General features: G+C 40.6%; 22 protein-coding genes. All 22 read right to left on the bottom strand.

The features are described 5' to 3' along the window. Positions 1-16 precede the first annotated feature (16 nt). The 22 genes from BLP92_RS01855 to BLP92_RS01745 all read right to left on the bottom strand — a co-directional run bounded on the left by BLP92_RS01855 (position 17) and on the right by BLP92_RS01745 (position 23,218). Positions 17-334, bottom strand: coding sequence for a YlxQ family RNA-binding protein (locus BLP92_RS01855; protein WP_090840032.1), 318 nt, complete (start codon positions 332-334; stop codon positions 17-19). Next, entirely contained in the window at positions 331-606 is a 276-nt protein-coding gene (rnpM, locus tag BLP92_RS01850; protein WP_090840030.1) for an RNase P modulator RnpM, read from the bottom strand. Before rnpM ends, BLP92_RS01855 begins: the two co-directional genes overlap by 4 nt. 14 nt (positions 607-620) lie before the next feature. Next, complete coding sequence (gene nusA, locus BLP92_RS01845; protein WP_090840028.1) at positions 621-1,769, bottom strand: transcription termination factor NusA; 1,149 nt, start codon at positions 1,767-1,769, stop codon at positions 621-623. A 24-nt stretch (positions 1,770-1,793) separates the two neighbouring features. Next, positions 1,794-2,264: a ribosome maturation factor RimP gene (gene rimP, locus BLP92_RS01840; RefSeq protein ID WP_090840026.1), complete on the bottom strand. Its 471-nt coding sequence runs from the start codon at positions 2,262-2,264 to the stop codon at positions 1,794-1,796. 157 nt (positions 2,265-2,421) lie between these two features. Then, complete coding sequence (locus BLP92_RS01835; RefSeq protein WP_090840024.1) at positions 2,422-6,723, bottom strand: PolC-type DNA polymerase III; 4,302 nt, start codon at positions 6,721-6,723, stop codon at positions 2,422-2,424. A gap of 73 nt (positions 6,724-6,796) precedes the next feature. After that, the gene (locus tag BLP92_RS01830; RefSeq protein ID WP_090840022.1) at positions 6,797-8,497 is read right to left on the bottom strand and encodes a proline--tRNA ligase; all 1,701 of its coding nucleotides are present in this window, start codon (positions 8,495-8,497) and stop codon (positions 6,797-6,799) included. A gap of 24 nt (positions 8,498-8,521) precedes the next feature. Next, positions 8,522-9,781 (bottom strand): RIP metalloprotease RseP, encoded by a 1,260-nt coding sequence (gene rseP, locus BLP92_RS01825; RefSeq protein ID WP_090840020.1) that lies wholly within the window; start codon positions 9,779-9,781, stop codon positions 8,522-8,524. Positions 9,782-9,798: 17 nt separating this feature from the next. Continuing rightward, a complete protein-coding gene (dxr, locus tag BLP92_RS01820; protein ID WP_090840018.1) occupies positions 9,799-10,947 on the bottom strand; it encodes a 1-deoxy-D-xylulose-5-phosphate reductoisomerase in 1,149 nt (382 codons plus the stop codon). 18 nt (positions 10,948-10,965) lie between these two features. Then, positions 10,966-11,760, bottom strand: coding sequence for a phosphatidate cytidylyltransferase (locus BLP92_RS01815; RefSeq protein WP_090840016.1), 795 nt, complete (start codon positions 11,758-11,760; stop codon positions 10,966-10,968). A 13-nt stretch (positions 11,761-11,773) separates the two neighbouring features. Next, the gene (locus BLP92_RS01810) at positions 11,774-12,538 is read right to left on the bottom strand and encodes an isoprenyl transferase (protein ID WP_090840013.1); all 765 of its coding nucleotides are present in this window, start codon (positions 12,536-12,538) and stop codon (positions 11,774-11,776) included. Between the two features lie 263 nt (positions 12,539-12,801). Then, entirely contained in the window at positions 12,802-13,359 is a 558-nt protein-coding gene (frr, locus tag BLP92_RS01805; protein ID WP_090840011.1) for a ribosome recycling factor, read from the bottom strand. Next, positions 13,359-14,084 carry a UMP kinase gene (gene pyrH / locus BLP92_RS01800; RefSeq protein WP_090840009.1) on the bottom strand — a complete coding sequence of 242 codons (726 nt, stop codon included), beginning with the start codon at positions 14,082-14,084 and terminating at the stop codon, positions 13,359-13,361. The genes frr and pyrH overlap by 1 nt, the downstream gene beginning before the upstream one ends. Before the next feature lie 83 nt (positions 14,085-14,167). Further along, positions 14,168-15,049 (bottom strand): translation elongation factor Ts, encoded by an 882-nt coding sequence (gene tsf, locus BLP92_RS01795; RefSeq protein ID WP_090840007.1) that lies wholly within the window; start codon positions 15,047-15,049, stop codon positions 14,168-14,170. A gap of 84 nt (positions 15,050-15,133) precedes the next feature. Continuing rightward, positions 15,134-15,832 carry a 30S ribosomal protein S2 gene (gene rpsB, locus BLP92_RS01790; RefSeq protein ID WP_090840005.1) on the bottom strand — a complete coding sequence of 233 codons (699 nt, stop codon included), beginning with the start codon at positions 15,830-15,832 and terminating at the stop codon, positions 15,134-15,136. 166 nt (positions 15,833-15,998) lie between these two features. Continuing rightward, complete coding sequence (locus BLP92_RS01785) at positions 15,999-16,511, bottom strand: DUF6115 domain-containing protein (protein ID WP_139148906.1); 513 nt, start codon at positions 16,509-16,511, stop codon at positions 15,999-16,001. Between the two features lie 203 nt (positions 16,512-16,714). Then, entirely contained in the window at positions 16,715-18,088 is a 1,374-nt protein-coding gene (locus BLP92_RS01780) for a DUF342 domain-containing protein (protein WP_090840001.1), read from the bottom strand. 36 nt (positions 18,089-18,124) lie between these two features. After that, positions 18,125-18,889 carry a FliA/WhiG family RNA polymerase sigma factor gene (locus BLP92_RS01775; protein ID WP_090839999.1) on the bottom strand — a complete coding sequence of 255 codons (765 nt, stop codon included), beginning with the start codon at positions 18,887-18,889 and terminating at the stop codon, positions 18,125-18,127. A gap of 11 nt (positions 18,890-18,900) precedes the next feature. Next, the gene (locus tag BLP92_RS01770) at positions 18,901-19,203 is read right to left on the bottom strand and encodes a hypothetical protein (protein WP_090839997.1); all 303 of its coding nucleotides are present in this window, start codon (positions 19,201-19,203) and stop codon (positions 18,901-18,903) included. Further along, on the bottom strand, positions 19,200-19,688 hold the full coding sequence (locus tag BLP92_RS01765; RefSeq protein WP_090839995.1) for a chemotaxis protein CheD: 489 nt from the start codon (positions 19,686-19,688) through the stop codon (positions 19,200-19,202). The genes BLP92_RS01770 and BLP92_RS01765 overlap by 4 nt, the downstream gene beginning before the upstream one ends. Next, the gene (locus BLP92_RS01760; RefSeq protein ID WP_090839993.1) at positions 19,681-20,322 is read right to left on the bottom strand and encodes a chemotaxis protein CheC; all 642 of its coding nucleotides are present in this window, start codon (positions 20,320-20,322) and stop codon (positions 19,681-19,683) included. The genes BLP92_RS01765 and BLP92_RS01760 overlap by 8 nt, the downstream gene beginning before the upstream one ends. Beyond that, the gene (locus BLP92_RS01755) at positions 20,323-20,799 is read right to left on the bottom strand and encodes a chemotaxis protein CheW (RefSeq protein WP_090839991.1); all 477 of its coding nucleotides are present in this window, start codon (positions 20,797-20,799) and stop codon (positions 20,323-20,325) included. It lies immediately after the preceding gene. A 400-nt stretch (positions 20,800-21,199) separates the two neighbouring features. Next, complete coding sequence (locus BLP92_RS01745; protein ID WP_090839987.1) at positions 21,200-23,218, bottom strand: chemotaxis protein CheA; 2,019 nt, start codon at positions 23,216-23,218, stop codon at positions 21,200-21,202. Positions 23,219-23,221: the final 3 nt, after the last annotated feature.

Genomic DNA, 23,221 nt, shown 5'->3' with positions numbered 1-23,221 from the left:
TCAAGACTCTGTTAATTTACACATCAGCCCTTTTCTGTTCATTCTTCTTAAATGCTTTAGAAAATCCTTCATCAAGAATTGCAATTACCACGCGTGCTTCTTTGCCTATTGCATGTCCAAGTTCATATCTGGTGCCGGTGATATATAGAGGAACTTTATAAAAACTGCATTTATCATTAATTTTCTTGTGTGTATTTGCTGAAGCATCAGAAGAAAGAATGACAGCTTTCGCCTTTTTCGACTGAATTGCTTTTACTACCTGTTCTTCTCCTGTCGTAACAGCTCTGGCCCGCTGCATCAATCCAAGAAGAGAAGTCTGCTTCTGGTCCATCATATAACCTGGCCTCGTAAATGATGTCTTCTCAGCTGATCATATATTTCATCAGACACCTCTGTTTTTAAATGTCTATTCAATACTTTCTTTGACTGAGCTTCATCTATTACTGCGAGGTCATTGGAAACGTAAGCTCCTCTTCCGGATTTTTTTGAGGTCGGGTCGAGGAACACTTCACCCTCCGGAGACCGCACTACCCGGATCAGTTCTTTTTTTGGTTTCATTTCCTGAGTCACTACGCATTTGCGCAGAGGAGTTTTTTTCTTCTGCATAAAAAAACCTCCTTTTACTTTTCGTCTTCATCCAGCCAGTCAGCCACATTGTCCATTTCGTATTCTGCAGATGCTTCTTCTGTAGTTTCATCTTCTGCCTTCTGATCTTCGTCATCAAGCAGTCCAAGCTCCTCGGCTTCTGATTCACTTTTAATATCAATTTTCCACCCTGTCAGCTTGGCAGCCAGCCTCGCATTCTGGCCCCTTTTACCAATAGCAAGGGAAAGCTGGTAATCAGGTACTATCACCTGAGTCATTTTTTCTTCTTCGTTTACTGTAACTTTCACTACTTTGGAAGGACTCAGTGCATTTGCTACATAGACCTTAGGATCATCCGACCAGCGTACAATATCAATTTTTTCTCCACGAAGTTCGTCAACAATGGTCTGAACGCGCTGTCCCTTCTGGCCTACACAGGAACCTACTGGATCAATATCTTCATCCTCTGCATGCACGGAAATTTTAGATCTTTCTCCTGCTTCCCTGGAAACTGATTTCACTTCCACTGTGCCGTCGTAAATTTCCGGCACCTCCAGCTCAAACAACCTTTTCAGGAGCCCTGGGTGAGTTCTTGAAATCATAATCTGAGGTCCTTTTGTTGTTTTTTCAACTTTTGTAATAAATGCTTTAATTCGATCGTTATGCTTGTATGACTCGGTAGGCATTTGTTCATTCAAAGGCATTAATGCTTCTACTTTTCCGAGATCCACATAAATAAAGCGATGGTCCTGTCGCTGGACAATTCCTGTCATAATATCTTCTTCGCGGTCGATGAAATCAGAATAAATAATTCCACGCTCTGCTTCACGTACACGCTGTGTCACTACCTGTTTCGCAGTTTGTGCAGCTATACGTCCAAAATCACGTGGTGTCACTTCAATTTCCACTACATCATCCACTTCATAAAGCGGGTTGATATGATGTGCTTCTTCCAAAGAGATTTCCAGGCGTGCATCAAACACCTCTTCCACCACTTCTTTTCTCGCGAATACACGAATTGTTCCAATCTCTCTGTCAATGTCTACTCTAACGTTCTGCGCAGAGTTGAAATTTCTTTTGTAACCTGTAATTAAAGCCTGCTCAATCGCTTCCAGGATAACTTCTTTATCAATTCCCTTATCCTTTTCAATTGTAGCAAGAGCTTCCATAAATTCACTGTTCATAAACCGGGACTCCCCCTTTCTAAATTAAAAAACAACTGCTAATCTTGCTTTTGCAACTTGGCTGTAAGGAATTTCATATTCTTTAATACGAGTTTTTACTTTCACTTCAATCTTCAGTACTTCATCCTCAAAAGAAGCTAGTTTTCCTTCAATTGCTTTTTCACCATCTACAGGCGCATAAGTCGTGACATGTACGTGTTTGCCTACAGCTTTTTCAATATCCTGCTTTTTCTTCAGGGGTCTTTCCGCCCCTGGAGAAGACACTTCAAGATAATACGCCTGTTCAATCGGATCTTCAGCATCCAGTCTTTCACTAAGCTGTTCACTTACCTTCGTACAGTCATCAAGATCAACGCCGGAATCAGAGTCTATAAAAACACGCAGGAACCAATTTTTTCCTTCTTTTTTAAATTCGATATCAACCAATTCCAAAGAAAGTTCTTCTAATATTGGCGTAACGATCGTTTCAACGGATTGATAAACTTGCTGAGACATATTGAATATAACCCTCCTTTTCGATGGTCATTGGTAATTTATTTACAAATAATGGTTTTTTTCGCAAAAGAAAGAGTGGGTTCCCCCACTCTTTCTTCCACTCGTATCGCGCTGTCTGAAACAAATATACCATAACAGAGCGCTTCTTGCAAACAGATCAGAACAGCGACAGCTGATTGGAATCAGGAAGTCCTTCCAGACATCCATGGTCGTCAAGCTTTTCTAAAACACTCTTCGTGATTTTACTTCTTTCTCTCAGGTTTTCTTTGGATAGGAACTCTCCATCTTCTTTCGCTTTTTCAATTGCTATCGCTGCATTTGTCCCCACACCTGTAATTGCATTAAATGGTGGGAGCAGCTTGTCCCCGTCGACTTGAAACTCAGTAGCTTTAGATCGGTATAAATCTACTTTTTCAAAAGAGAAGCCGCGCTCACACATCTCCAATGACAATTCAAGCACTGTTACAAGACTTTTTTCTTTTGGAGAAGCGTCCAGCCCTTTAGCCTGAATTTCTTCAATCTGTTTCTTTATAGAAGCAGAACCTCTAATCATCGTATCCAAATCAAAATCGTCCGCTCTGACAGTAAAGTATGCAGCATAAAACATCATTGGCTCATGGACTTTAAAGTAGGCGATCCGGACCGCCATTAAAACATAGGCTGCAGCATGGGCTTTCGGGAACATATATTTTATCTTTAAGCAGGAACCGATATACCAGTCAGGCACACCATGTTTTTTCATTTCTTCTATCCATTCCTCTTCCAGACCTTTCCCTTTTCGTACAAACTCCATAATTTTAAATGCCAGTGGATGATCGAGACCTTTGTACATTAAATAAACCATAATATCATCCCGGCACCCGATAACATCCTTTAATTGACATGTACCAGCAGCGATAAGATCTGCGGCGTTATTCAGCCATACATCAGCTCCGTGTGACAGGCCTGAGATCTGCACCAGTTCACTGAACGTGGAAGGCTTTGTTTCCTCCAGCATTTGTCGTACAAACCTTGTACCAAATTCAGGAATTCCGTAGGTGCCTGTCTTACAAAGAATTTGTTCTTCGGTGACTCCAAGAGATTCCGTACCGCTGAACAATTTGAATACTTCCGGATCATCGATGGGAATTTTTTTAGGATCCATGCCGCTCAAATCCTGAAGCATACGGATTACAGTCGGGTCATCGTGTCCCAGAATATCAAGTTTCAAAAGATTATCATGAATAGAATGAAAGTCGAAATGCGTAGTTTTCCATTCGGATTCACGGTCATCTGCAGGAAATTGAATAGGAGAGAAATCGTAAATATCCAAATGATCAGGAACAACTATAATTCCCCCCGGGTGCTGTCCTGTAGTTCTTTTCACGCCGGTACAACCCTGCACAAGCCGGTCGATTTCCGCCCCGCGCAGCTGCAGAGCTTCATCGCTCTCGTATCCCCTGACATAACCATAAGCAGTTTTTTCAGCGACTGTGCCAATCGTTCCGGCACGGTATACAAAATCTTCTCCAAAAAGCTCCTTCGTATAATTGTGGGCTTTCGGCTGATAATCACCAGAGAAATTCAAATCAATATCAGGAACTTTATCACCTTTAAATCCTAAAAATGTTTCAAAGGGAATATCATGGCCATCTTTATCATAAAGTTCTCCGCATTTTTCACAATGTTTATCAGGAAGGTCAAATCCTGACCCGACGCTCCCATCATTAAAGAAGTAGGAATGTTTACAGTTCGGGCATACATAATGGGGAGGTAATGGATTTACCTCAGTAATTTCCGTCATTGTAGCTACAAAACTGGAGCCTACCGATCCCCTGGAACCGACCAGATATCCGTCGTTCAACGACTTTTTTACAAGTTTCTGCGAAATTAAATAGATGACTGAAAACCCATTTGAAATAATACTTGTCAATTCTTTTTCCAGCCGGTCAATTACCAGCTGGGGCAGTTCTTCCCCATAGATGGATTTTGCCATGTCATAACACAGCTGCCTCATTTCTTCATCTGCTCCTTCAATATGGGGAGTGTAAAGATCATCAGGGATAGGTTTTATTTCATCAATCCGCTCTGCAATTGCCTGAGAATTATGAACTACAATTTCTTTGGCTTTGTCTTCAGTCAGAAAAGAAAATTCTTCAAGCATTTCCGTCGTTGACCTGAAATGAACCTGGGGGAGCGTCTGCCTGTTTAATGGGTTTGCCCCGCCCTGGGAAGCAATTAAAATTTTCCGGTACACATAATCTTCTTTATCTAAATAATGTGCATTTCCAGTAGCAACTACCGGCCTGTCTATTTCTTCTCCCAATTTCACCAGCTGCTTTAAAATATCTTTTAAAGCCAGTTCATCCCGCACAATTTCTCTTTCAACAAGGTGCTGATAATTTCCAGGAGGCTGCACTTCTATAAAATCATAAAACGAAGCGGTATCTTTACTTTCTTCCAGACCTTTCTGCATGAGGGCATCAAAAACTTCCCCTTTATCACAGGCTGAACCCACCAGTAATCCGTCTCTGTTTTTTACAAGGACCGATCTTGGAATACGGGGCACACGGTAAAAATAATCTATATGAGACATAGAAATCAATCTGTATAAATTCTTTAAGCCTGCTTTCGTGCTGGCATATATTGTGCAGTGCATTGGACGCTGTTTTTTATAATCATCTGAAGAGCCCTGCTCATTGAGAGAATCATGTGTATGGATGTTTTTCTCTATTGCATCTTTCACCATTTTCCATAGAAGATGAGCAGTAGCTTCGGCATCATAAATTGCTCGGTGGTGTGCTACGAGTTCAATGTTAAACTTTTTACAGAGTGTATTCAGCCTGTAATTTTTAAAATGAGGATACAGCATACGGGCAAATTCAAGTGTGTCGATAACTGGATTCTTCACTTTGTCATAACCTATTTTTTGATAACCTGCATTTAAAAAGCCTATGTCAAAGCTTGCGTTATGGGCCACAAGTGTATCATTCCCGCACCAATCATAAAACTCCTTTAATACTTCCCCCGGTTCCGGCTGTCCTTTTACCATGTCATCTGTGATGCCAGTGAGGTCGATAATTGTTGGGCTCAATTTTTCTTTAGGATCTGCAAAGGATTCAAATTTATCTATTACTTCGCCATTGTGAATTTTGACTGCAGCAAGCTCAATTATCGTATTATATACTGCTGAAAGACCGGTAGTTTCCACGTCAAACACAATATATGTTTCATCTTGTAAATCTCTTGTTACTGCGTTATAAGCAACAGGAACGCCATCATCCACCAGATTTGCTTCAATTCCATATAAAATTTTGACTCCATGCTTTTTTCCCGCAGCATAGGCTTCGGGAAAAGACTGAGCCACTGCATGATCTGACAACCCTATCGCCTGGTGGCCCCATTCCTTTGCTCTTTTTACATAATCCGAAATAGAAGTAACTGCGTCCATCGAACTCATATTTGAATGTACATGGAGCTCGACCCGCTTTTCGTCTTCCGGCGCTTTATCTTCTATTAGACGGGGTTTTACTTCATGAAAATCCCTCGCCATCATCGTCATATCCCTGATAAAAGTATCATACTGCACTGCTCCGCGGGCTTTTATCCACATTCCTTTTTTTACAGCTTCCAGAAGAGGAATGTCTTCTTTGTCATTTGAAAATACTTTTATAAGCAGCGAATCCGTATAATCCGTTATTTTAAATGTGAGAAGTACTCTGCCGCTTTTCAGCTCACGTGTTTCTGCGCTGAAGACATAGCCCTGCACAGTGATACGCTTTTCTTCTTCAATGATCTGCTCCATTGGAACCGGATCATCTTTAATCGCCATGCCCACAGCGACTTTTTGGTTCTGACCAAGTTCCTGTGCCTGTTCCTGCTGTTTCTTTTGTTCCAGCATCGCCTCGACGACTTTGTTATGATCTTCTTCCTGCTTTTGTTCTTCAAATTTCTGAATTTCTTCTTTTGCTTCTTTTATTTCAGTAGCAATCTGCAGCTCCGGAAACCCTGTTTTGAATAAAAGTGCCTTCAGCGGAATGCTGACTCTTCGTTCTATTATTTCTGCTTCAGCTTCATTCATTACAGATATATACAGCCGGTTATTTTCTATCTTCGGCTGCTGTGCTTCCAGGCGCTTTATCAGTCCGTTCGTAGCCTTGCGCAGATGTTCCACGAAATAAGGCCAGTAGCTTTTAATCATTTCCCCTGCATCCGCCTCTTCTTCACAGCGAATGGAAAAATCAGCTTCAGCGATATGATTCAGCCCTTGTACGATACGGGATTCTAAAAGTTCAAATGCTGGAAAAGGGAGGATTACAGGCATTACAAAATGAAAGTGCCATTTTTGTGCACTCTGATAAATTTCTAATTTTTCTATGTAAGCCGATTCAGCGTACCTGCTTACAAAATCCTCAGGCATTTGTATTTGCTGCATCAAAAGCTGAAAACGGGCTTTACGCGCTTCTTTATCAAGTGCCATTATTGCTTCGCTCCTTTTTAATCTTCAGATAAAAAGGCCATCCCTGAAAAGAATCAAGGGACGGCCGCCTTTTTTACAGCTGATACTTGGATATTACAGCAGACAGCTCATCTACGTGTACTTCCTGCAGTTCTCCTGTTTTGCGCTCTTTTACTTCAACTATACCTTCTTCGGCCCGTTTACCTATCTGAATTCTTAAGGGAATACCGATAAGGTCAGCGTCTTTAAATTTTACGCCGGCTCGTTCCGGACGATCATCAAATAAAACTTCTCTGCCTTCCGTTAAGAACTTCTCATATAATTGTTCTGCAAGGTCTCTCTGTGCTTCCTGCTTTATGTTTATAGCGATTAAGTGGATATGAAAGGGTGCAACATTCTGTGGCCACACAATACCATTTTCATCATGATGTTCTTCGATAATAGCTGCTACAGTTCTCGAAACACCTATTCCATAGGAGCCCATCACGATCGGCTTTGATTTTCCCTGATCATTCAGGTACTGCGCGCCGAGCGCTTCACTGTATTTTGTGCCAAGTTTAAAAACGTGCCCTACTTCAATTCCTTCTTTGAAACGAACCGTTCCTCTGCCATCGGGAGATGGATCTCCCTCCTGAATATTTCGAAGATCTTCATAAAGATTCGGACGGAAGTCTCTATCAGGATTAACATTTTTCAGGTGATATTTTTCTTTATTTGCACCACATACTGCATTTACCATGTATGAAACCGCATGATCAGCAATTACTTTTACTTCTGCAGGAATATTTACCGGTCCAATAAAGCCTGGAGACGTTTTTAATATATTCTTCGTCTGAGTTTCATCAGCCAGTTCAACATTCTCAGCATCAAGTACGTGTTTCAGCTTAATATCGTTTGCTTCATGGTCCCCTCTGACTAAAAGCAGCACCGGCTCCTCATCTACAATGAATAAAAGTGACTTTATGCATTTTTCAGGCATCACGTTTAGAAACGTGGAAACTTCCTGAATTGTTCGCTGGTCCGGTGTTTCTATTTCCTGCATTTCTTCCGGCTGGTCTGCAGACTTATCATAGTTTACTTTTACTGGCGCAATTTCAATATTTGCGGCAAAATCTGACTCGTCCGAATAGGCAATTGTATCTTCTCCTACGTTGGAAAGCACCATGAATTCATGTGTATCTTTCCCGCCCATAGCCCCGGAATCAGCGATTACTGCTCTGAAATTCAAATTCAGGCGGCTGAAGATCCTGTTATAGGCATCATACATTGTTTGGTAGCTCTTATCGAGCCCCTCAAAATCATGATCAAATGAATAAGCATCTTTCATCAGAAATTCTCTGCCACGCAGCACGCCGAAACGCGGCCGGCGTTCATCCCTGAATTTCGTCTGTATTTGATAAAGTGTCATAGGCAGCTCTTTGTAAGAGCGTATATCATCCTTTACGATAGAGGTGATAACTTCCTCATGGGTTGGTCCGAGAGCGAATTCCCGGTCATGACGGTCCTTAAATCTCATCAGCTCCGGCCCGTAAGCTTCCCACCGTCCGGATTCTTTCCAAAGGTCGGAAGGCTGAATAGAAGGCATAAGCATTTCCTGCGCACCGCTCCGATCCATTTCTTCTCTGACTATTTCTTCTACCTTCCGGAGTACCTTCCAGCCTAAAGGAAGAAAAGTATAAACGCCGGAAGCACTCTGCCGGATCATGCCGGAACGGAGCATTAATTGATGACTGATTACATCTGCATCACTTGGTATATCTCGCAGTGTCGGAACTAAAAACGTTGATTGTTTCAAAACAAGCCACCTCAGTTAGTTAAATTATAAGAATAAGCGGTTAATATCATTCCATGTTACAGCTAATACAAGAAGCATAAGAAGCGCAAATCCTACAAAATGCACTAATCCTTCTTTCTGTGGATCAATTGGTTTACCTCTGACTGCCTCCAGTCCGATAAATAACAGCCTGCCTCCATCAAGTGCAGGAAGCGGTAAAAGATTGATAATACCCAGGTTCACGCTTAATATTGCTGCCCATTGAAATAACAGCAGAAAGCCCATGGATACAACTTCCCCGGTATAGTCATAAATACCAACCGGTCCTGCAAGAGCGTCCAGGCTAAATCCGCCCGTAATTAACATGCCTAAAGCATTAAATATTAATGTGGTATATTCGTATGTCTGGGTAAAGCCAAATGTGACTGCTCCTGTGATACTTCTTTCTGTAGGAGCCATTACGCCAATCACTCCTACATTTTCTGCTTCTGGAACCTCACGTTCTTCCGGCGTCATCGTCACAGTAAATTCTTCGCCGTTTCGATCGATTACAAAATCCATTGCTTCATTAGGGCGCTCCTGAATAATTGAGGTCATGTCTTCCCAGGTTTCAACAGGCTGGCCATCGATAGCTTCGATCGAATCTCCGCTTTCAAGGCCTGCATCTATTGCCACTCCGTCTTCCGTAACTTCCCCAACCTGGGCTTCATTTACCGGAAGGCCTGCAAGCGCTGCATATAAAATCAACACTACAACAGCGAGTACAAAGTTCATAAAAGGCCCTGCAAAAATAGCTAAAGCCCGCTGTCCTACTGTTTTTGAAGAAAATTGTCTATCATACGGTGCAATCTGTGTAGCTTTTTCATCATAAATATAAGCAGCTTTCCGGTCCAGTTCATACGTAACCAGTTCTTCACTATCTTCTGTATAACCCTGGATAAAAAGATCGTGTTCCATATCAATCTTTTCTACCTGAATCACTTTTGACTCTGGATGCTTCGATTTGTTATTTATGATAATTTCGCGGACTTTTCCCTCTTCATTGAAAGTCAGCCCAACTTCATACCCTGGCTTAATCTGCACCAGTTCAGGATCTTCTCCTGCCATACGAACAAATCCACCGAGCGGGAGTAATCGAATCGTGTAAGTTGTTTCGTTCCGGTAAAAACTGAAAAGCTTGGGACCAAAACCAATCGCAAATTCTCTGCATAAGATCCCTGCCCGTTTTGCCATTACTAAATGTCCCCATTCATGAATGAAAACGAGCAGTCCAAATATTACAATAATAGCCAGAAAAGTATTCATATTTATTTACACACCCTTTAACGTATATAAGTGGCTACGCTGGAGCGTGTTTTTCGGTCAATTTCCATAATCTCTTCAAGCTCCGGAGATGAAACAGGAACATGTTCATGCAGTGCCCGTTCTACGAAAGCTTCGATATCGAGAAAATGAATTTTATCCGCTAAAAACATCGCTACTGCTTGTTCATTCGCTGCATTCAGCACGGCAGGCAGCGAGCCTCCCTGTTTTCCAGCTTCAATCGCAAGCTGGAGCGCTTTGTATCGTTTATAATCCATTTTACTAAAATGCAGTGTGCCGACTTCCCATAATTTTAACCCTGGAGCTCCAGGGATAGCAAGCCTGGATGGCTGGGTAAGTGCATATTGAATCGGAACTCTCATATCAGGAGTTCCTAAGTGTGCAAGAACACTACCATCGATGTATTCCACCATCGAGTGCACAATACTTTCTTTGTGAAGAAGCACATCTAACGACTCATAGGGAATATCAAACAGCCAGTGAGCTTCTATTACTTCCAGACCTTTGTTCATCATCGTCGCTGAATCTATCGTAATTTTAGCACCCATGCTCCAGTTAGGATGATTAAGTGCTTCCTGTACAGTGACTCCCTTTAGTTCTTCACGCGTTTTATCCCGAAAGCTTCCACCTGATGCTGTAAGAATCAGTTTTTTTACTTCTTTTTTACTGCCATGTAAACACTGGAAAATTGCAGAATGTTCACTATCCACCGGTATTAACGATACGCTTTTTTCCTGCTGCAGCTTCGTAACAAGATGCCCCGCAGTAACAAGGGTTTCTTTATTTGCAATCGCAATATCTTTGCCTGCCTGCATTGCGGCCAGTGTAGGAGCAAGCCCGACACTGCCCATTACTGCATTTACAAGTATATCTTTCTCTGAGCCGGCCTCCGCAATTTCGAGCAGCCCCTCTTCCCCCCACACTACTTCCGCTCTGTAATTCAATTTTTCCTTCAGGAGATCTGCTGTTTCTTTTTCCTGTACAGAAATAAGCGAAGGCTGGAATTTATTAATCTGCGGAAGTGCTTTGTTAATGTTACGTCCAAATGACAAAGAATCCAATTTAAATTCTTCAGGATGTTTACCTATTACATCGAGCGTCTGCTCACCTATAGAACCAGTTGCACCGAGTAAATGGATATGCTTCATATTTTTCCTCCTGTGAGCTTACGTTAAAAATCCAAATAAGTATAATATTGGCATAACGAATATTAAACTATCAAATCTATCAAGAATCCCTCCATGTCCTGGAAGAACATGTCCTGAATCCTTTACTTCATAATGGCGTTTAAAAGCAGACTCCACCAGGTCTCCCACCTGTCCAGCCACTGACACTACTAATATACATAATACTATCATCAAAGTGGAATTAAAAACGGGGACCACTGCGGTATATATTAAGCCTATAATAAAGGCCAGTGCTATTCCGCCCAGGGAACCTTCAATTGTTTTTTTAGGGCTGATTTCAGGCCACAGCTTATGTTTTCCGAAGCTTCTGCCTGCAAAATAAGCGCCTGAGTCTGTAGACCAGACGAGAAGCAGTATAAAGAATATCAGTTCCAAGCCGTTATCCAGAAATCTGCCGTAAATAAAATAATGAAATCCAAAACCTACATAAACAGATGCCAGAATAGTAAAACCCGCTTCATCAAAGGTAAATTTATTTTTTGTAAGTACAGTCAATGAAAGCATGGCTACAATAAGCAGAAGAAATAGTTCCAGTCTGTCTATCTGCCATAAAGCTGTATCCAGCCAATTTTGGGGGAGCACCAGCAGAAGTACGAATATAAAGCCAATGCTTCCTCTAAGTGATAAAGGGGATATTCTTTTCATTTTTAATAATTCCCACATTCCAATGAGTGCGAGAGCTACAACAAGTAGTGCAAAGGGAATCCCGCCTAAAAAAATAAGACCGAGAAATCCTGCACCTGCTACTACTCCGGTAATTATGCGCTGCTTCACAAAATTCCTCCTCTTAAACGCCGCCGTACCGTCTTTGGCGTTTTTGATATGCTTTTACAGCCTCATGAAAATTATCTTGAGTAAAATCAGGCCATAATACATCTGTAAACCAGAATTCTGCATATGCGAGCTGCCACAGCATAAAATTGCTTAATCGCATCTCTCCACTCGTGCGAATCAGTAAATCCGGTTCTTTCAGTCCACTGGTCATTAAATAATCAGTTACTGTTGTTTCAGTGATATCTTCTTTTTTTATCAGGCCTTTATCCACATCTTCGTAAATATCTTTAAAAGCGTCCATTAATTCAGAACGGCTCCCGTAATTTAAAGCAAAGTTTAGAATAAGCCCGCTATTATGCTTGGTGGAATCAACTGCTTTATTCACAGCTTTTTTAGTATAATCGGGCAGCTTTTCTAATTCCCCGGTTATTCTTACCCTCACATTCTCTTCAATCAACTTAGGAAGCTCCACACTTAGAAACCTCTCAGGGAGTCTCATCAAAAAATCAACTTCCTGTTTGGGCCTTTTCCAGTTTTCTGTTGAAAAAGCGTAAAGAGTGAGCGTATCCACTCCTATGTTATTACAAGCTTTTACAATGTTTCTGATGACATTCATTCCTTCACGATGTCCGGCTATACGGGGAAGACCACGCTGCTTTGCCCATCTTCCGTTCCCATCCATGATTATAGCGATATGAGAAGGGATTTTTTCGTGCTGCAGTTCCTCCGCTGCTTCTGGAGAACTCATTTTTTTTCTACCTGTAAGTTTGTTCAACATGAACGTGTGCCTCCAACTTATTCGTTCTGTCATAGTAAAGCTACGTTCTTATTCTATCATGTTTGCTCATTAGGTATAACATGGAAAAAAATTTTTTCAATATATGTAGAAAATAATTTTAGAGCTGTTATTAATATTGCTCATTCGTAGACATGGTTATGATTTCTTTTTATAAGTAGAGCAGTGTATTTTACCTGCTCAATGTAAAAAGAGACTGCACTGCCATATTAAATCAACTGGCAAAGCAGCCTCTTTCCCCTATATTAAACCTCTTTTACTTCTGCTTCTTTATTTTTAGCATATTCATCAACAGTTTTAATTGTTTTATCCGTTAATTTCTGAACTTCTTCCTGAGATCGTTTTAAATCGTCTTCCGTCATTTCTCCATCTTTTTGAAGTTTCTTCAGCTCGTCATTAGAATCTCTGCGGATATTTCTTACTGCTACTTTTGCTTCTTCCGCATAACGTCCAATAATTTTAATTAATTCTTTTCGACGCTCATCAGTTAAAGCAGGAATGCTGATTCTGATTACATTCCCGTCATTATTAGGAGAGAGTCCCAGATCTGCCTTCTGGATACCTTTTTCAATATTTTGAATAGAAGTTTTGTCAAAAGGAGTAATTAAAAGCATACGGCCTTCTGGTACAGAGATTGTTGCAAGTTGATTTAATGGAGTAATTGCCCCATAATACTCTACTTGAACTTTATCCAGAAGGGAAGGGTTCGCGCGCCCAGCTCTTATTGTGGAAAGCTCGCGGCTGAACGCTTCAACGGATTTATTCATTTTTTCTTCTGCTTGGTTCAGTACAGTTTTACTCATTAAGATTTCCCCCTTATAATCGTTCCTATTTCTTCGCCTGTGACGGCACGCTTGATATTTCCTTTTTCTGCTATGGAGAACACAATCAGCGGTATATCATTATCCATACAAAGTGAAGAAGCAGTGGAATCCATTACTGCAAGTCCATCTTTAAGTATATCTAAATATGTTAATTTATCATATTTTTTTGCATTCACATTTGTAGAAGGATCTGAATCATAAACTCCATCTACTTTATTTTTAGCCATAAGAATTACATCTGCTTCGATTTCTGCTGCCCGAAGCGCAGCTGTGGTATCTGTAGAAAAATAAGGATTTCCTGTTCCCGCTGCAAATATTACTACTCTCTTTTTTTCTAAATGACGGATTGCACGCCGACGGATGTACGGTTCAGCTACCTGCCTCATTTCTATGGAGGACTGCACTCTGGTCTGCACGCCGATATCTTCCAGGCTGTCCTGAAGTGCAAGAGAATTCATTACAGTAGCCAGCATGCCCATATAATCAGCTGTTGCACGGTCCATTCCTTTTGCAGCACCTGCCATACCGCGCCAGATATTTCCTCCTCCAACTATAATAGCAATTTCCACGTCCAGTTTGTGGAGGTCTTTCACTTGTTCCGCAATGGACTGAATCATTTCCGGATCAATGCCAAATCCCTGTTCTCCGGCCAATGCTTCACCGCTGAGTTTCAATACAATTCTATTATATTTTCGCTGCTCCATAGTCCCCTCCAATAGTGAATTTCAATAGCTTTTTTTATAAATACTCAGGAAAAAGGGACACGAAGGTGCCCCTTTAAATGGTATTACTTTTTCACTTGAGACATTACTTCTTCAGCGAAGTTGTCTTCACGCTTTTCCATACCTTCTCCAACTTCGTATCGATAAAAAGTTTTAACACTTCCGCCTTTAGATTCAACGTAAACTCCCACTTTTTGGTCTCCGTCTTTTACGAAAGCCTGCTCATTTAAGCAGATTTCCTCGAAGAATTTACCTAGTCGGCCTTCAACCATTTTCTCTACAATATTTTCCGGCTTGCCTTCATTCATTGCCTGCTGCTTCAATACTTCACGCTCACGGTCTGTTTCTTCTTTGGAAACAGCGTCCCGGCTTACATATTTAGGATTAATTGCAGCTACGTGCATTGCTACATCTTTCGCTGTCTGCTCGTCCGCTCCTTCAAGAACTGTAAGCACTCCGATACGGCCGCCCATATGAATGTATGAACCTACGTGCTCATTTTCAGCAAGTTCTACAGCTGCGAAACGGCGCAGGGAAATTTTTTCTCCGATTGTGGCAATTTGAGAATTAATAAAGTCCTGCAGAGTATCCTGCTCGCCATCAAAATCCTGCGCAAGCGCCTCTTCCACGTCTGCCGGGCTGTTGTTAAGAATATGCTTCGCTACAGTATCCACCATATTAATGAAGCCTTCGTTTTTAGAAACAAAGTCAGTTTCAGAATTAATTTCAACTAATACTGCACGGTTTCCTTCCTGTACGATATGAGAAAGACCTTCTGCTGCAACGCGGTCCGCTTTCTTCGCAGCTTTCGCAATACCTTTTTCACGCAGAAAATCAATTGCTTTTTCCATATCACCATCTGTTTCAGAAAGTGCTTTTTTGCAGTCCATCATACCTGCGCCTGTTTTTTCACGAAGTTCTTTTACCATGCTAGCTGAAATTGCCATTTTTATTCCTCCTATATTTTAATAGAGTATCTTCCCTAAAAAAAAGGGTGATAAAGGGTCTGCCCCTCTATCACCCTTTGATAACTACGCTGTTGTTTCTTCCCCTTGGTTTGCCTCGATAATAGCATCAGCCATCTTTGCAGTTAACAGGCGAACCGCACGAATTGCGTCGTCGTTACCTGGGATGACATAGTCGATCTCATCAGGGTCACAGTTTGTATCTACAATTCCGACGATTGGAATATCCAATTTGTGTGCTTCAGCCACTGCGATACGCTCTTTACGAGGATCGATAATGAAAAGCGCGTCAGGAAGTTTATTCATTTCTTTAATACCGCCGAGAAATTTCTCCAGACGATCCATTTCTTTGTTAAGAATAACTACTTCTTTTTTAGGAAGAACTTCAAAAGTTCCGTCTTCCTGCATAGTTTCAAGCTGCTTCAGGCGTGTAATACGCTTGCGGATTGTTTCAAAGTTTGTAAGAGTTCCACCTAACCATCTCTGGTTAATGTAGTACATGCCAGCACGTTCTGCTTCTTCCTTCACAGAGTCCTGTGCCTGTTTTTTCGTTCCTACGAAAAGAACTGTTCCACCTTGTCCTGCCAGATCGCGGACAAAATTAAAAGCCTCTTCGACTTTCTTGACCGTCTTTTGCAGGTCAATAATATAAATACCGTTTCGTTCTGTGAAAATGTAGCGATCCATTTTTGGATTCCAACGTCGTGTCTGGTGTCCAAAATGTACCCCAGCTTCTAAAAGCTGCTTCATGGAAATCACTGCCATATCCACTCACCTCCTAATAGTTTTTTTATTCCTCCGAACTCTTCCTCTTTGAAAAGAACTTTTCTGTAATGAAAAGCAAACAATTTCAAATCCGAGAACGTGTGTATTTAACACCAAAGAGAAATATATCACATCTGCTGCTTCTTGACAATGCTCAGCCTATAAATTATTGATAGAATTTTATCAGGAGTTCCACTTCTCCTGCACCAATTTTTAATTGTTGGGCGATTTCATTTTCGCTGTAGCCTTTTTCTTTCAGAGCCAGGACCTGAGATCTCAGCGTTGTTTCCACAAGTGGAGGCTTCTCCAAATCTGGCAGCGGTGGTTCATAATTTTCATATTTATCATAAAGCGCCTGTTCCTTATTAGTTTCAGGATGCTGGGTTGAGTCAGGCAGATTCTCCTTAGGAGCAGGAGGACCTGTTTGTTTTTCCGTTTCTTCCTCTGCACTGTTAATACCGCTTTTAATATAAGAAGCTTTTTCTTCTTTTAACCTGCGTATCAGCCTTTCATTATTGTCTTTCATTTCAGTGGTATAGGATAAGAGCATGTCTTCCATTTCTTTGATATTTTTATTATCGTTTTCAGGTCTGTAGGCTTCTTGTCTTTTATAAAGGACCAGAAGAGCGAAGAACGAAATAAGATGGAGAAAAAGACTCACCATTAATAAATAAAACATTTTTATTAATCCTTCTTTCGTAAACGAAATATTGATAAGTACCAGCAGTTTCCCAGGAATGAAAAACTGTATGTCATAAGAAAGCAGGGGTCCACACCGCAAATCCAAGAAAACCAAAGACCGTCTTTCTGAATGCAGTGCTATGCCTGGCTTCACTTCTCGCGGAGTTTCCTTTCATTACTAAACACGACCATCAAAAAGGTTTAAATTTTATTAATCTTTATTTCACTGTCCTCGAGAGTTAATTCTATGCTTTTACTCTCTTCAAGTACTTTTCGCATGTATTTACCAAAATGAAATTCCGTATTAGGGTAACATATTTTATGTATTTTTACAGAAGCATTCTCAGGAGTTTCCTCTACTTCTTCTAAATCTTCTAAAATATCTACTGCATTTTGATACCTGAGGAGTGTTTCATCAATTGATGTATAAATTTTATGGAGAGATGCCTCTTCACGAGCTGTCAAAGAAGCTGTATTCTGCTTTTTTTCGAGCCCTGCTCTTAAAATTTTTAATTTTTTCAATGTATCGATGCTTTCTTTTTTTTGAGAATTAAATTTTTTTTCCATTTCTTTTGCCTGTCTTCCTGCACCTAAATAAATAGATGTTTGAGTGTGCATCCGGTTTCCTATTTCGTTCACTTTAATACCCTTACCACTGGAAACGCTGCCACCCACTATATTCCCTCTCCCTGCTGTGCATGTCAGGAGGCCGCTGGTCGCTGTATTGCTGTGAAGAATTGATTTTTCTATCGTTATATCACCTGCAGCAGTAACGTTAGCTTCATTCAGAAAACCAGCCGCTATCTGTCCCTGTGCATTAATAGACCCTGCCCCTTGTGCTACAACACCATGAGTTATATATATATTGCCTTCAGCTTCTAAATCTGCAGCCTCGACAGATCCATTGATTCTAATATCTCCTCTGGCTGTAACCTTAAACCCGGAGGGGACATTCCCATGAATAGTGACATTCCCATTAAATTTAATATTTCCAGTTTTTAAATCAAGATCTCCATTCACCTCAAAAACGGAATAGACATGAACCTTATTCGCTTCTACGGACAATTGTCCTGCAGTTTCAGCGGTTAAAAATAATTCATCATCAGAAAGAATTGTATTTTTTCCTGGTCTTAATTTGAAATCTTTTCCTTTCAAGGCTGCTATTTCCGAACCATCTACACCCAGTCCATTTCTGCCGGATTCTGGAGGAACTTTTTCCGCAACTTTTTCGCCTGCTTCCACCATTGGAATATCAATGACTTCTCTTAAGTTCACAGCTTGTACTGAAGAAAGTTGATCTGCTTTATCTTTTTTAAAATTTGACACACTAAGCAGCCGGGCATCGTTTCCTTTGTGGGGAGGAGTTCCTGCTGCCACTTTTACAGGTTCCGCCATTGAATTTTCTAGAACCTGCTTGATGGCATCTTCCTTTATCCCATGAACTACTCCATTCGATTCTAAGAATTCCTTTAAATCCTCTGCCATTATTTTTTTATCAAGATCTTTTTGAAGTTTCAAAGAAGCACTTAATTTATCTTTTGAGATTTCAACTTTAAAATATTCCTGCAGGTCCATAAAAGGCACTCCCTTTACTTAATTACAACGGATATATTAATTCTGCTTTAATAAATTTTGCAGTTTGAAGATACATTTTGAGTGTATCTGCGAAATTCTTGAAGTAGATAGATTCATGATTTCTCCGATTTCAGTCAATGTCATTTCTTCTACGTAGAACAATGAAACAACAAGCTGCTCATTTTTATTAAGCTGTCCTACCGCAGCTGCTAATTCTTCTCTGGTAGCCATGTTCATTACATGATCCTCGGGAGACTGGCTGTTCTTATCTACGATAACATTTGCGTAAGTATCTTCTTTTCCTGAATCATTCGTTGGTTCATCAATAGAAAGCAGGTGTGAAAAAAACGTGTCATTCATAGTTCTTAATACTTCCTCCACAGGAATATTCAATTGTGCTGCTACTTCTTCAGGAAGCACGTTTCGTCCATATTTCTGTTCCAGGCTCTCTATAGTCTGTTCAATTTTTTTCGAACGATCACGGACCGACCTCGGCAGCCAGTCTTCCTGTCGCAGCCCGTCCATAATCGCCCCTCTTACACGAAATGAGGCATATGTATCGAATTTAAGATCCCGGCCTGCATCGAATTTCTCCAGTGCATCTAACAATCCTGTCATTCCATGGCTCCGCAAATCATCTTCTCTTACACTCTTAGGAAGGTGTGTCCGGATTCGCTGTACATGATATTCTACTAAAGGCATATAAGCCTCGATTAAATAATCTCCTGCAGTCGTGGATTTTTGAGTAAGCCATTCTCCCCAATATTCTTTTAACTGCTGAGTATCTTGTTTACGCACCATATCCACACCTCCTAATTACTCATTAAATCTTTAACATAATCACTTGTTTCTTTAACTTTTTCTTCAGAAAGAGGGCCATCTGCTTCTTCATCCATATCAAAGTTTTTGAAAGAATTCTCCAGCTTCTCTCCAGTATCATAAATGATCATTGAATACAATCCATAGAATACTATTCCAGCACCACTTCCGCTAATAAAACCAATTGCCGAACGAAAAAGGGAAGTAGGCACCTGATTTATTGAAATAGAAGCCAGAAAAACGACAATTCCTCCAATAAGCCCACCTATAAGCATAAAAAATATATGTTTTTTCATACATGAACTACTCCTTTGTTTACTGTTCTGATTTCCAGAACTCCATCTAAAGGATTGAATTCAATAGTGCGCCCGCTGCTCCCCCCCGTATCCTCATAAATTACAGGGATTTTTTCTGACCTTAAATGTTCTTTCACAGCACTGACGTTTCTGGGCCCTATTCTTACTGCTTCATTATTTGAAGCAAATTGAAACATTTGAGCTCCTCCGGCTATTTTAGCTTTCAGCCTGAATTTTGAAGCTCCTTTTTTCTGCAGTTCCTCTATCAGGTCAGCAATTGCAGTATCTGCATATTTGGCTCTGTTTAAAATACCATTCCTGGCCATAGAAGAATCCGGAAGCATGATATGCGCCATTCCTGCAGTTTTCATCCGTTCATCATAGAGGATAATTCCCACACATGAACCAAGGCCTGATGTTCTTAACATACTAGGAGCACTTGCAAATTGTAAATCAGCCATTCCTACTTTTATCACTTTATTCATCGACTTGAATTCCTAAAGAAGAAAATAATGTGTCCAGAGATTCAGGGTCCGGCAGCAGGAAAAAATAGCCTTTCACAGGGCTTTTTGCAACATTTGATTCCTCATGAATACGAGTATCAACAACAATTGCCACATCTCCATACTGAGCCGTTTCTACCAGGCCAAAAGAGAGCACAGCCATTGTCATATCACAAGCCACAGCCGGAGGACTGGGAAATAGATTTAATTTTGTGAAATCTGACAATGCAGATAAATAAGATCCTGCTAAAATATTTCCAAGTTCACTTAAAGCTGAAGCTCCCATTTCATGCATGGGATGTTCTGCTAAGTTCAAATCTTTTTCCATAATAAGACTTCCTATCAGATGATTGGCGTCCTCCAAAGGTATCATGAAAAACATGTTGCCGGGTACCTCTCCTTCTAATCTTAAAAGAACTGCCGCCACTACAACTTCTTCTCCTCCCAGTGCTTCACTTAACTCACTGAATGGGATTAAGTTTACTGCAGGCACCTGCATGTCAATCGTTTTATTCAGCATCTGGGAAAGAGATGTAGCAGCATGAGCCGCCCCAATATTTCCAATTTCTTTGAGAATATCCAGATGCTCATGTTTCAGTTTCCTGAGATCTTTCATTTATTTGTTACCTTCAATCTCTTTTATCTCTTCCAGTTCTTTTGGATTCAGTACTTTATCCAAATTAAGAAGAATCAGCAGGCGTTTTTCTAACTTTGCGACGCCGCGGATATATTCTGCTTCGACACCACCTACCACTTCCGGAGGAGGCTCGACAGATTCACGTGGAATATCAATTACATCGTTAGCGGCATCCACAACAAGCCCTACTTCCATCGCTCCTACAGTTACAATAATCACTCGGGTTGCATCGGAATGAGAGTTTTTTTCAATGGAAAATCTTTTTCTTAAATCTATAATAGGCGTTACTACTCCCCTCAAATTAATTACGCCTTCAACAAAGTCGGGTGTACTGGGAACACGTGTGATATGCTGGACCCGCTCTATAGACCTTACCTGCTCTACTTCCACTCCATATTCCTCATCTTTCAACTGGAAGACAATTACCTTAATGTCCTGGGTAGCTGTTTCACTCATTATAACTTCCTCCTTTTTGATATTAAAATTATATTTTATTATTTTCTCCGGCTGCCCTGCTGAAGATAAATACTCTCCATTCATTTAAGCTTTCTATTACAGGTTTTAAAATGAAGAACCAGACTGTAATGATAATAGAGTAAGGAATCACTTTTGTGCATAAGAGACTAATTTGATACTGATATAAGAAAGGCACGGTGCCTTGGAGAAATTCTTCCGATGTCCCTGAAAGAAACAGGGTTCCGTACATCCCATCCGAGAAAGCTCATAACCGTCTTTCTTCGATGCAGAGCCCGGCTGCCATTCCTTAAAATCAATTGAGAACAAACCTTTGGGTAAGCCCCTGCCTCAGTGAAGCAGTATTATTGCTTCTTTCAGCAAAGCTTTTATTTTAAAGCAGCTATTTAATTAAAGCATTACAGTCTAAAATTAACGCTACCTGACCGTTGCCAAGTATAGTCGCTCCAGAAATCGCATAGACACTCTGCAGATAATCCCCTAAAGATTTCAACACAATTTCCTGCTGGCCGATAAAGGAATTCACTACCAGTGCAGCCATCTTCTCACCTTTTCTGACAATAATAATGGAAAAATATTCATTGTCTTCCACTGTCCTTGGTACTTCAAAGAAATCAGTCAGATCCATTAATGGAACGACACTTCCTCTGAAATCAATCACTTTTTGGTTGTGCGCGTTCATAATATCTTCTTTTTTTATAATGGCTGTTTCAATAATCGAAGACAGCGGCACTGCATAAACTTCTTTTTGCACTTCTACAAGCATTACAGAGATAATAGACAAAGTGAGCGGCAGCTGAATTAAAAATGTTGTTCCATTTCCAGGAGCTGAGTCGACAGAAACATTCCCGCCTAATGATTCGATTTTATTTTTTACTACATCAAGTCCTACCCCTCTGCCGGAAATATCAGAAATCTGGTCCGCAGTACTTAAGCCGCTGGAAAATAAAAGTTCGTACACCTGTTTATCAGTTAATGCCAAACCGTTTTCTTTAGAAACAACACCACTTTTTATTGCTTTTTCAAGGACTTTTTCACGATTAATTCCAGCCCCGTCATCTGCGACCTCAATAAACACATGATTTCCGCTGTGATAAGCTTTTAATGTTATATTCCCTTGTTCATTTTTATTGTTATTCCTGCGTACAGCAGGCATTTCGACCCCATGATCGATAGAATTTCTAAGCAGGTGCACCAGTGGATCTCCAATTTCATCAATAACAGTGCGATCCAGTTCAGTTTCTGCTCCGATAATCTCCAAATTCACTTTTTTATTTAATTCTTTAGCCAGTCCCCTGACCATTCTCGGGAAACGATTAAACACCTGCTCGACAGGAACCATACGCATATTCAAAATAATATTCTGTAAATCTCCCGAGATTCTTGACATATGCTCTACAGTTTCCGTTAATTCGGGACTGCTCAGGTCACTCGAAATTTGCTCAAGACGTCCCCGGTCAATAACTAATTCCTCAAAAAGATTCATCAGGCTGTCCAGTCTTTCAATATTAACCCGGATTGTTTTGCTGGCAGGAGCGGTTTTTTCTTCTTTTTGTACTGGTATTTCTGCCACACCATCTTCAGCTTTTACAACCGGAAGTATAGATTCGCCGGAAGATCCATCATTTGATTTATTAACTGGTTCCTCGTCCTCTTCAAGATGAACTTCCTTAATACTTACCTCTACAACTTCAGAGACTTTAAATATCTTTGATTTAATTTCGTCCGCTTTTTCTTTTGAAACAATCACTACAGTGAATGTTAAATCAAACTTTTCTTCTTCGAGAGCTTCAACTCCAGGAATTGATTTAATAACTTCTCCTGATTTTTCAATTACTTCAAATATCATATATACTCTGGCTGCTTTTAATATGACTTCCGGCGCGAGTGAAATTGTAATTTCAAACGCTGAATATCCCTGCTCTCCGGATTGTTTCATAACTGTTCTTTCAAAATCATCATACTGCAGTGCTGTTTCCCTGTTGTATACAGATACTGGTGCAGGGGATTCTTTGATTACTTCACCGTTTTCAATAGCTTCGAGCTTTGCTACAACCGCTGTAACATCCCTTTTACCTTCTCCTCCCGAAGCTATATCTGTAACCATTGCCTCTAAATCATCTACAGATTCAAACACTACATCCAGAAGATCACTGTCCGTCTCTATTTTGTCATTTCTTATCCCATCCAGAACATTTTCCATCTGGTGAGTAAGGCTTGCTAGATCGTCATATCCCATCGTAGCTGCCATGCCTTTCAGCGTATGGGCTGATCGAAATACCTCATTAATGATCGCTGTATCTTTTGGATCTGCTTCCAGTTTAAGCAAGTGGTCATTGATTGCCTGCAAATGTTCCGTACTTTCGTCAATAAACATTTCTAAGTATTGATTTCGCTCCAATGT

This window comes from Alkalicoccus daliensis (assembly GCF_900103955.1).
Taxonomy (GTDB): Bacteria; Bacillota; Bacilli; order Bacillales; family Salisediminibacteriaceae; genus Alkalicoccus; species Alkalicoccus daliensis.
This window is presented reverse-complemented; position numbering and strand designations above follow the sequence as displayed.

Excerpts from the sequence above, each read along its gene's own strand:
- BLP92_RS01855 (WP_090840032.1), bottom strand. The coding sequence starts at position 334 with ATGATGGACCAGAAGCAGACTTCTCTTCTTGGATTGATGCAGCGGGCC.
- rnpM (WP_090840030.1), bottom strand. The coding sequence starts at position 606 with ATGCAGAAGAAAAAAACTCCTCTGCGCAAATGCGTAGTGACTCAGGAA.
- nusA (WP_090840028.1), bottom strand. The coding sequence starts at position 1,769 with ATGAACAGTGAATTTATGGAAGCTCTTGCTACAATTGAAAAGGATAAG.
- rimP (WP_090840026.1), bottom strand. The coding sequence starts at position 2,264 with ATGTCTCAGCAAGTTTATCAATCCGTTGAAACGATCGTTACGCCAATA.
- BLP92_RS01835 (WP_090840024.1), bottom strand. The coding sequence starts at position 6,723 with ATGGCACTTGATAAAGAAGCGCGTAAAGCCCGTTTTCAGCTTTTGATG.
- rseP (WP_090840020.1), bottom strand. The coding sequence starts at position 9,781 with ATGAATACTTTTCTGGCTATTATTGTAATATTTGGACTGCTCGTTTTC.
- dxr (WP_090840018.1), bottom strand. The coding sequence starts at position 10,947 with ATGAAGCATATCCATTTACTCGGTGCAACTGGTTCTATAGGTGAGCAG.
- BLP92_RS01810 (WP_090840013.1), bottom strand. The coding sequence starts at position 12,538 with ATGTTGAACAAACTTACAGGTAGAAAAAAAATGAGTTCTCCAGAAGCA.
- frr (WP_090840011.1), bottom strand. The coding sequence starts at position 13,359 with ATGAGTAAAACTGTACTGAACCAAGCAGAAGAAAAAATGAATAAATCC.
- pyrH (WP_090840009.1), bottom strand. The coding sequence starts at position 14,084 with ATGGAGCAGCGAAAATATAATAGAATTGTATTGAAACTCAGCGGTGAA.
- tsf (WP_090840007.1), bottom strand. The coding sequence starts at position 15,049 with ATGGCAATTTCAGCTAGCATGGTAAAAGAACTTCGTGAAAAAACAGGC.
- rpsB (WP_090840005.1), bottom strand. The coding sequence starts at position 15,832 with ATGGCAGTGATTTCCATGAAGCAGCTTTTAGAAGCTGGGGTACATTTT.
- BLP92_RS01785 (WP_139148906.1), bottom strand. The coding sequence starts at position 16,511 with ATGTTTTATTTATTAATGGTGAGTCTTTTTCTCCATCTTATTTCGTTC.
- BLP92_RS01780 (WP_090840001.1), bottom strand. The coding sequence starts at position 18,088 with ATGGACCTGCAGGAATATTTTAAAGTTGAAATCTCAAAAGATAAATTA.
- BLP92_RS01775 (WP_090839999.1), bottom strand. The coding sequence starts at position 18,889 with ATGGTGCGTAAACAAGATACTCAGCAGTTAAAAGAATATTGGGGAGAA.
- BLP92_RS01770 (WP_090839997.1), bottom strand. The coding sequence starts at position 19,203 with ATGAAAAAACATATATTTTTTATGCTTATAGGTGGGCTTATTGGAGGA.
- BLP92_RS01765 (WP_090839995.1), bottom strand. The coding sequence starts at position 19,688 with ATGAATAAAGTGATAAAAGTAGGAATGGCTGATTTACAATTTGCAAGT.
- BLP92_RS01760 (WP_090839993.1), bottom strand. The coding sequence starts at position 20,322 with ATGAAAGATCTCAGGAAACTGAAACATGAGCATCTGGATATTCTCAAA.
- BLP92_RS01755 (WP_090839991.1), bottom strand. The coding sequence starts at position 20,799 with ATGAGTGAAACAGCTACCCAGGACATTAAGGTAATTGTCTTCCAGTTG.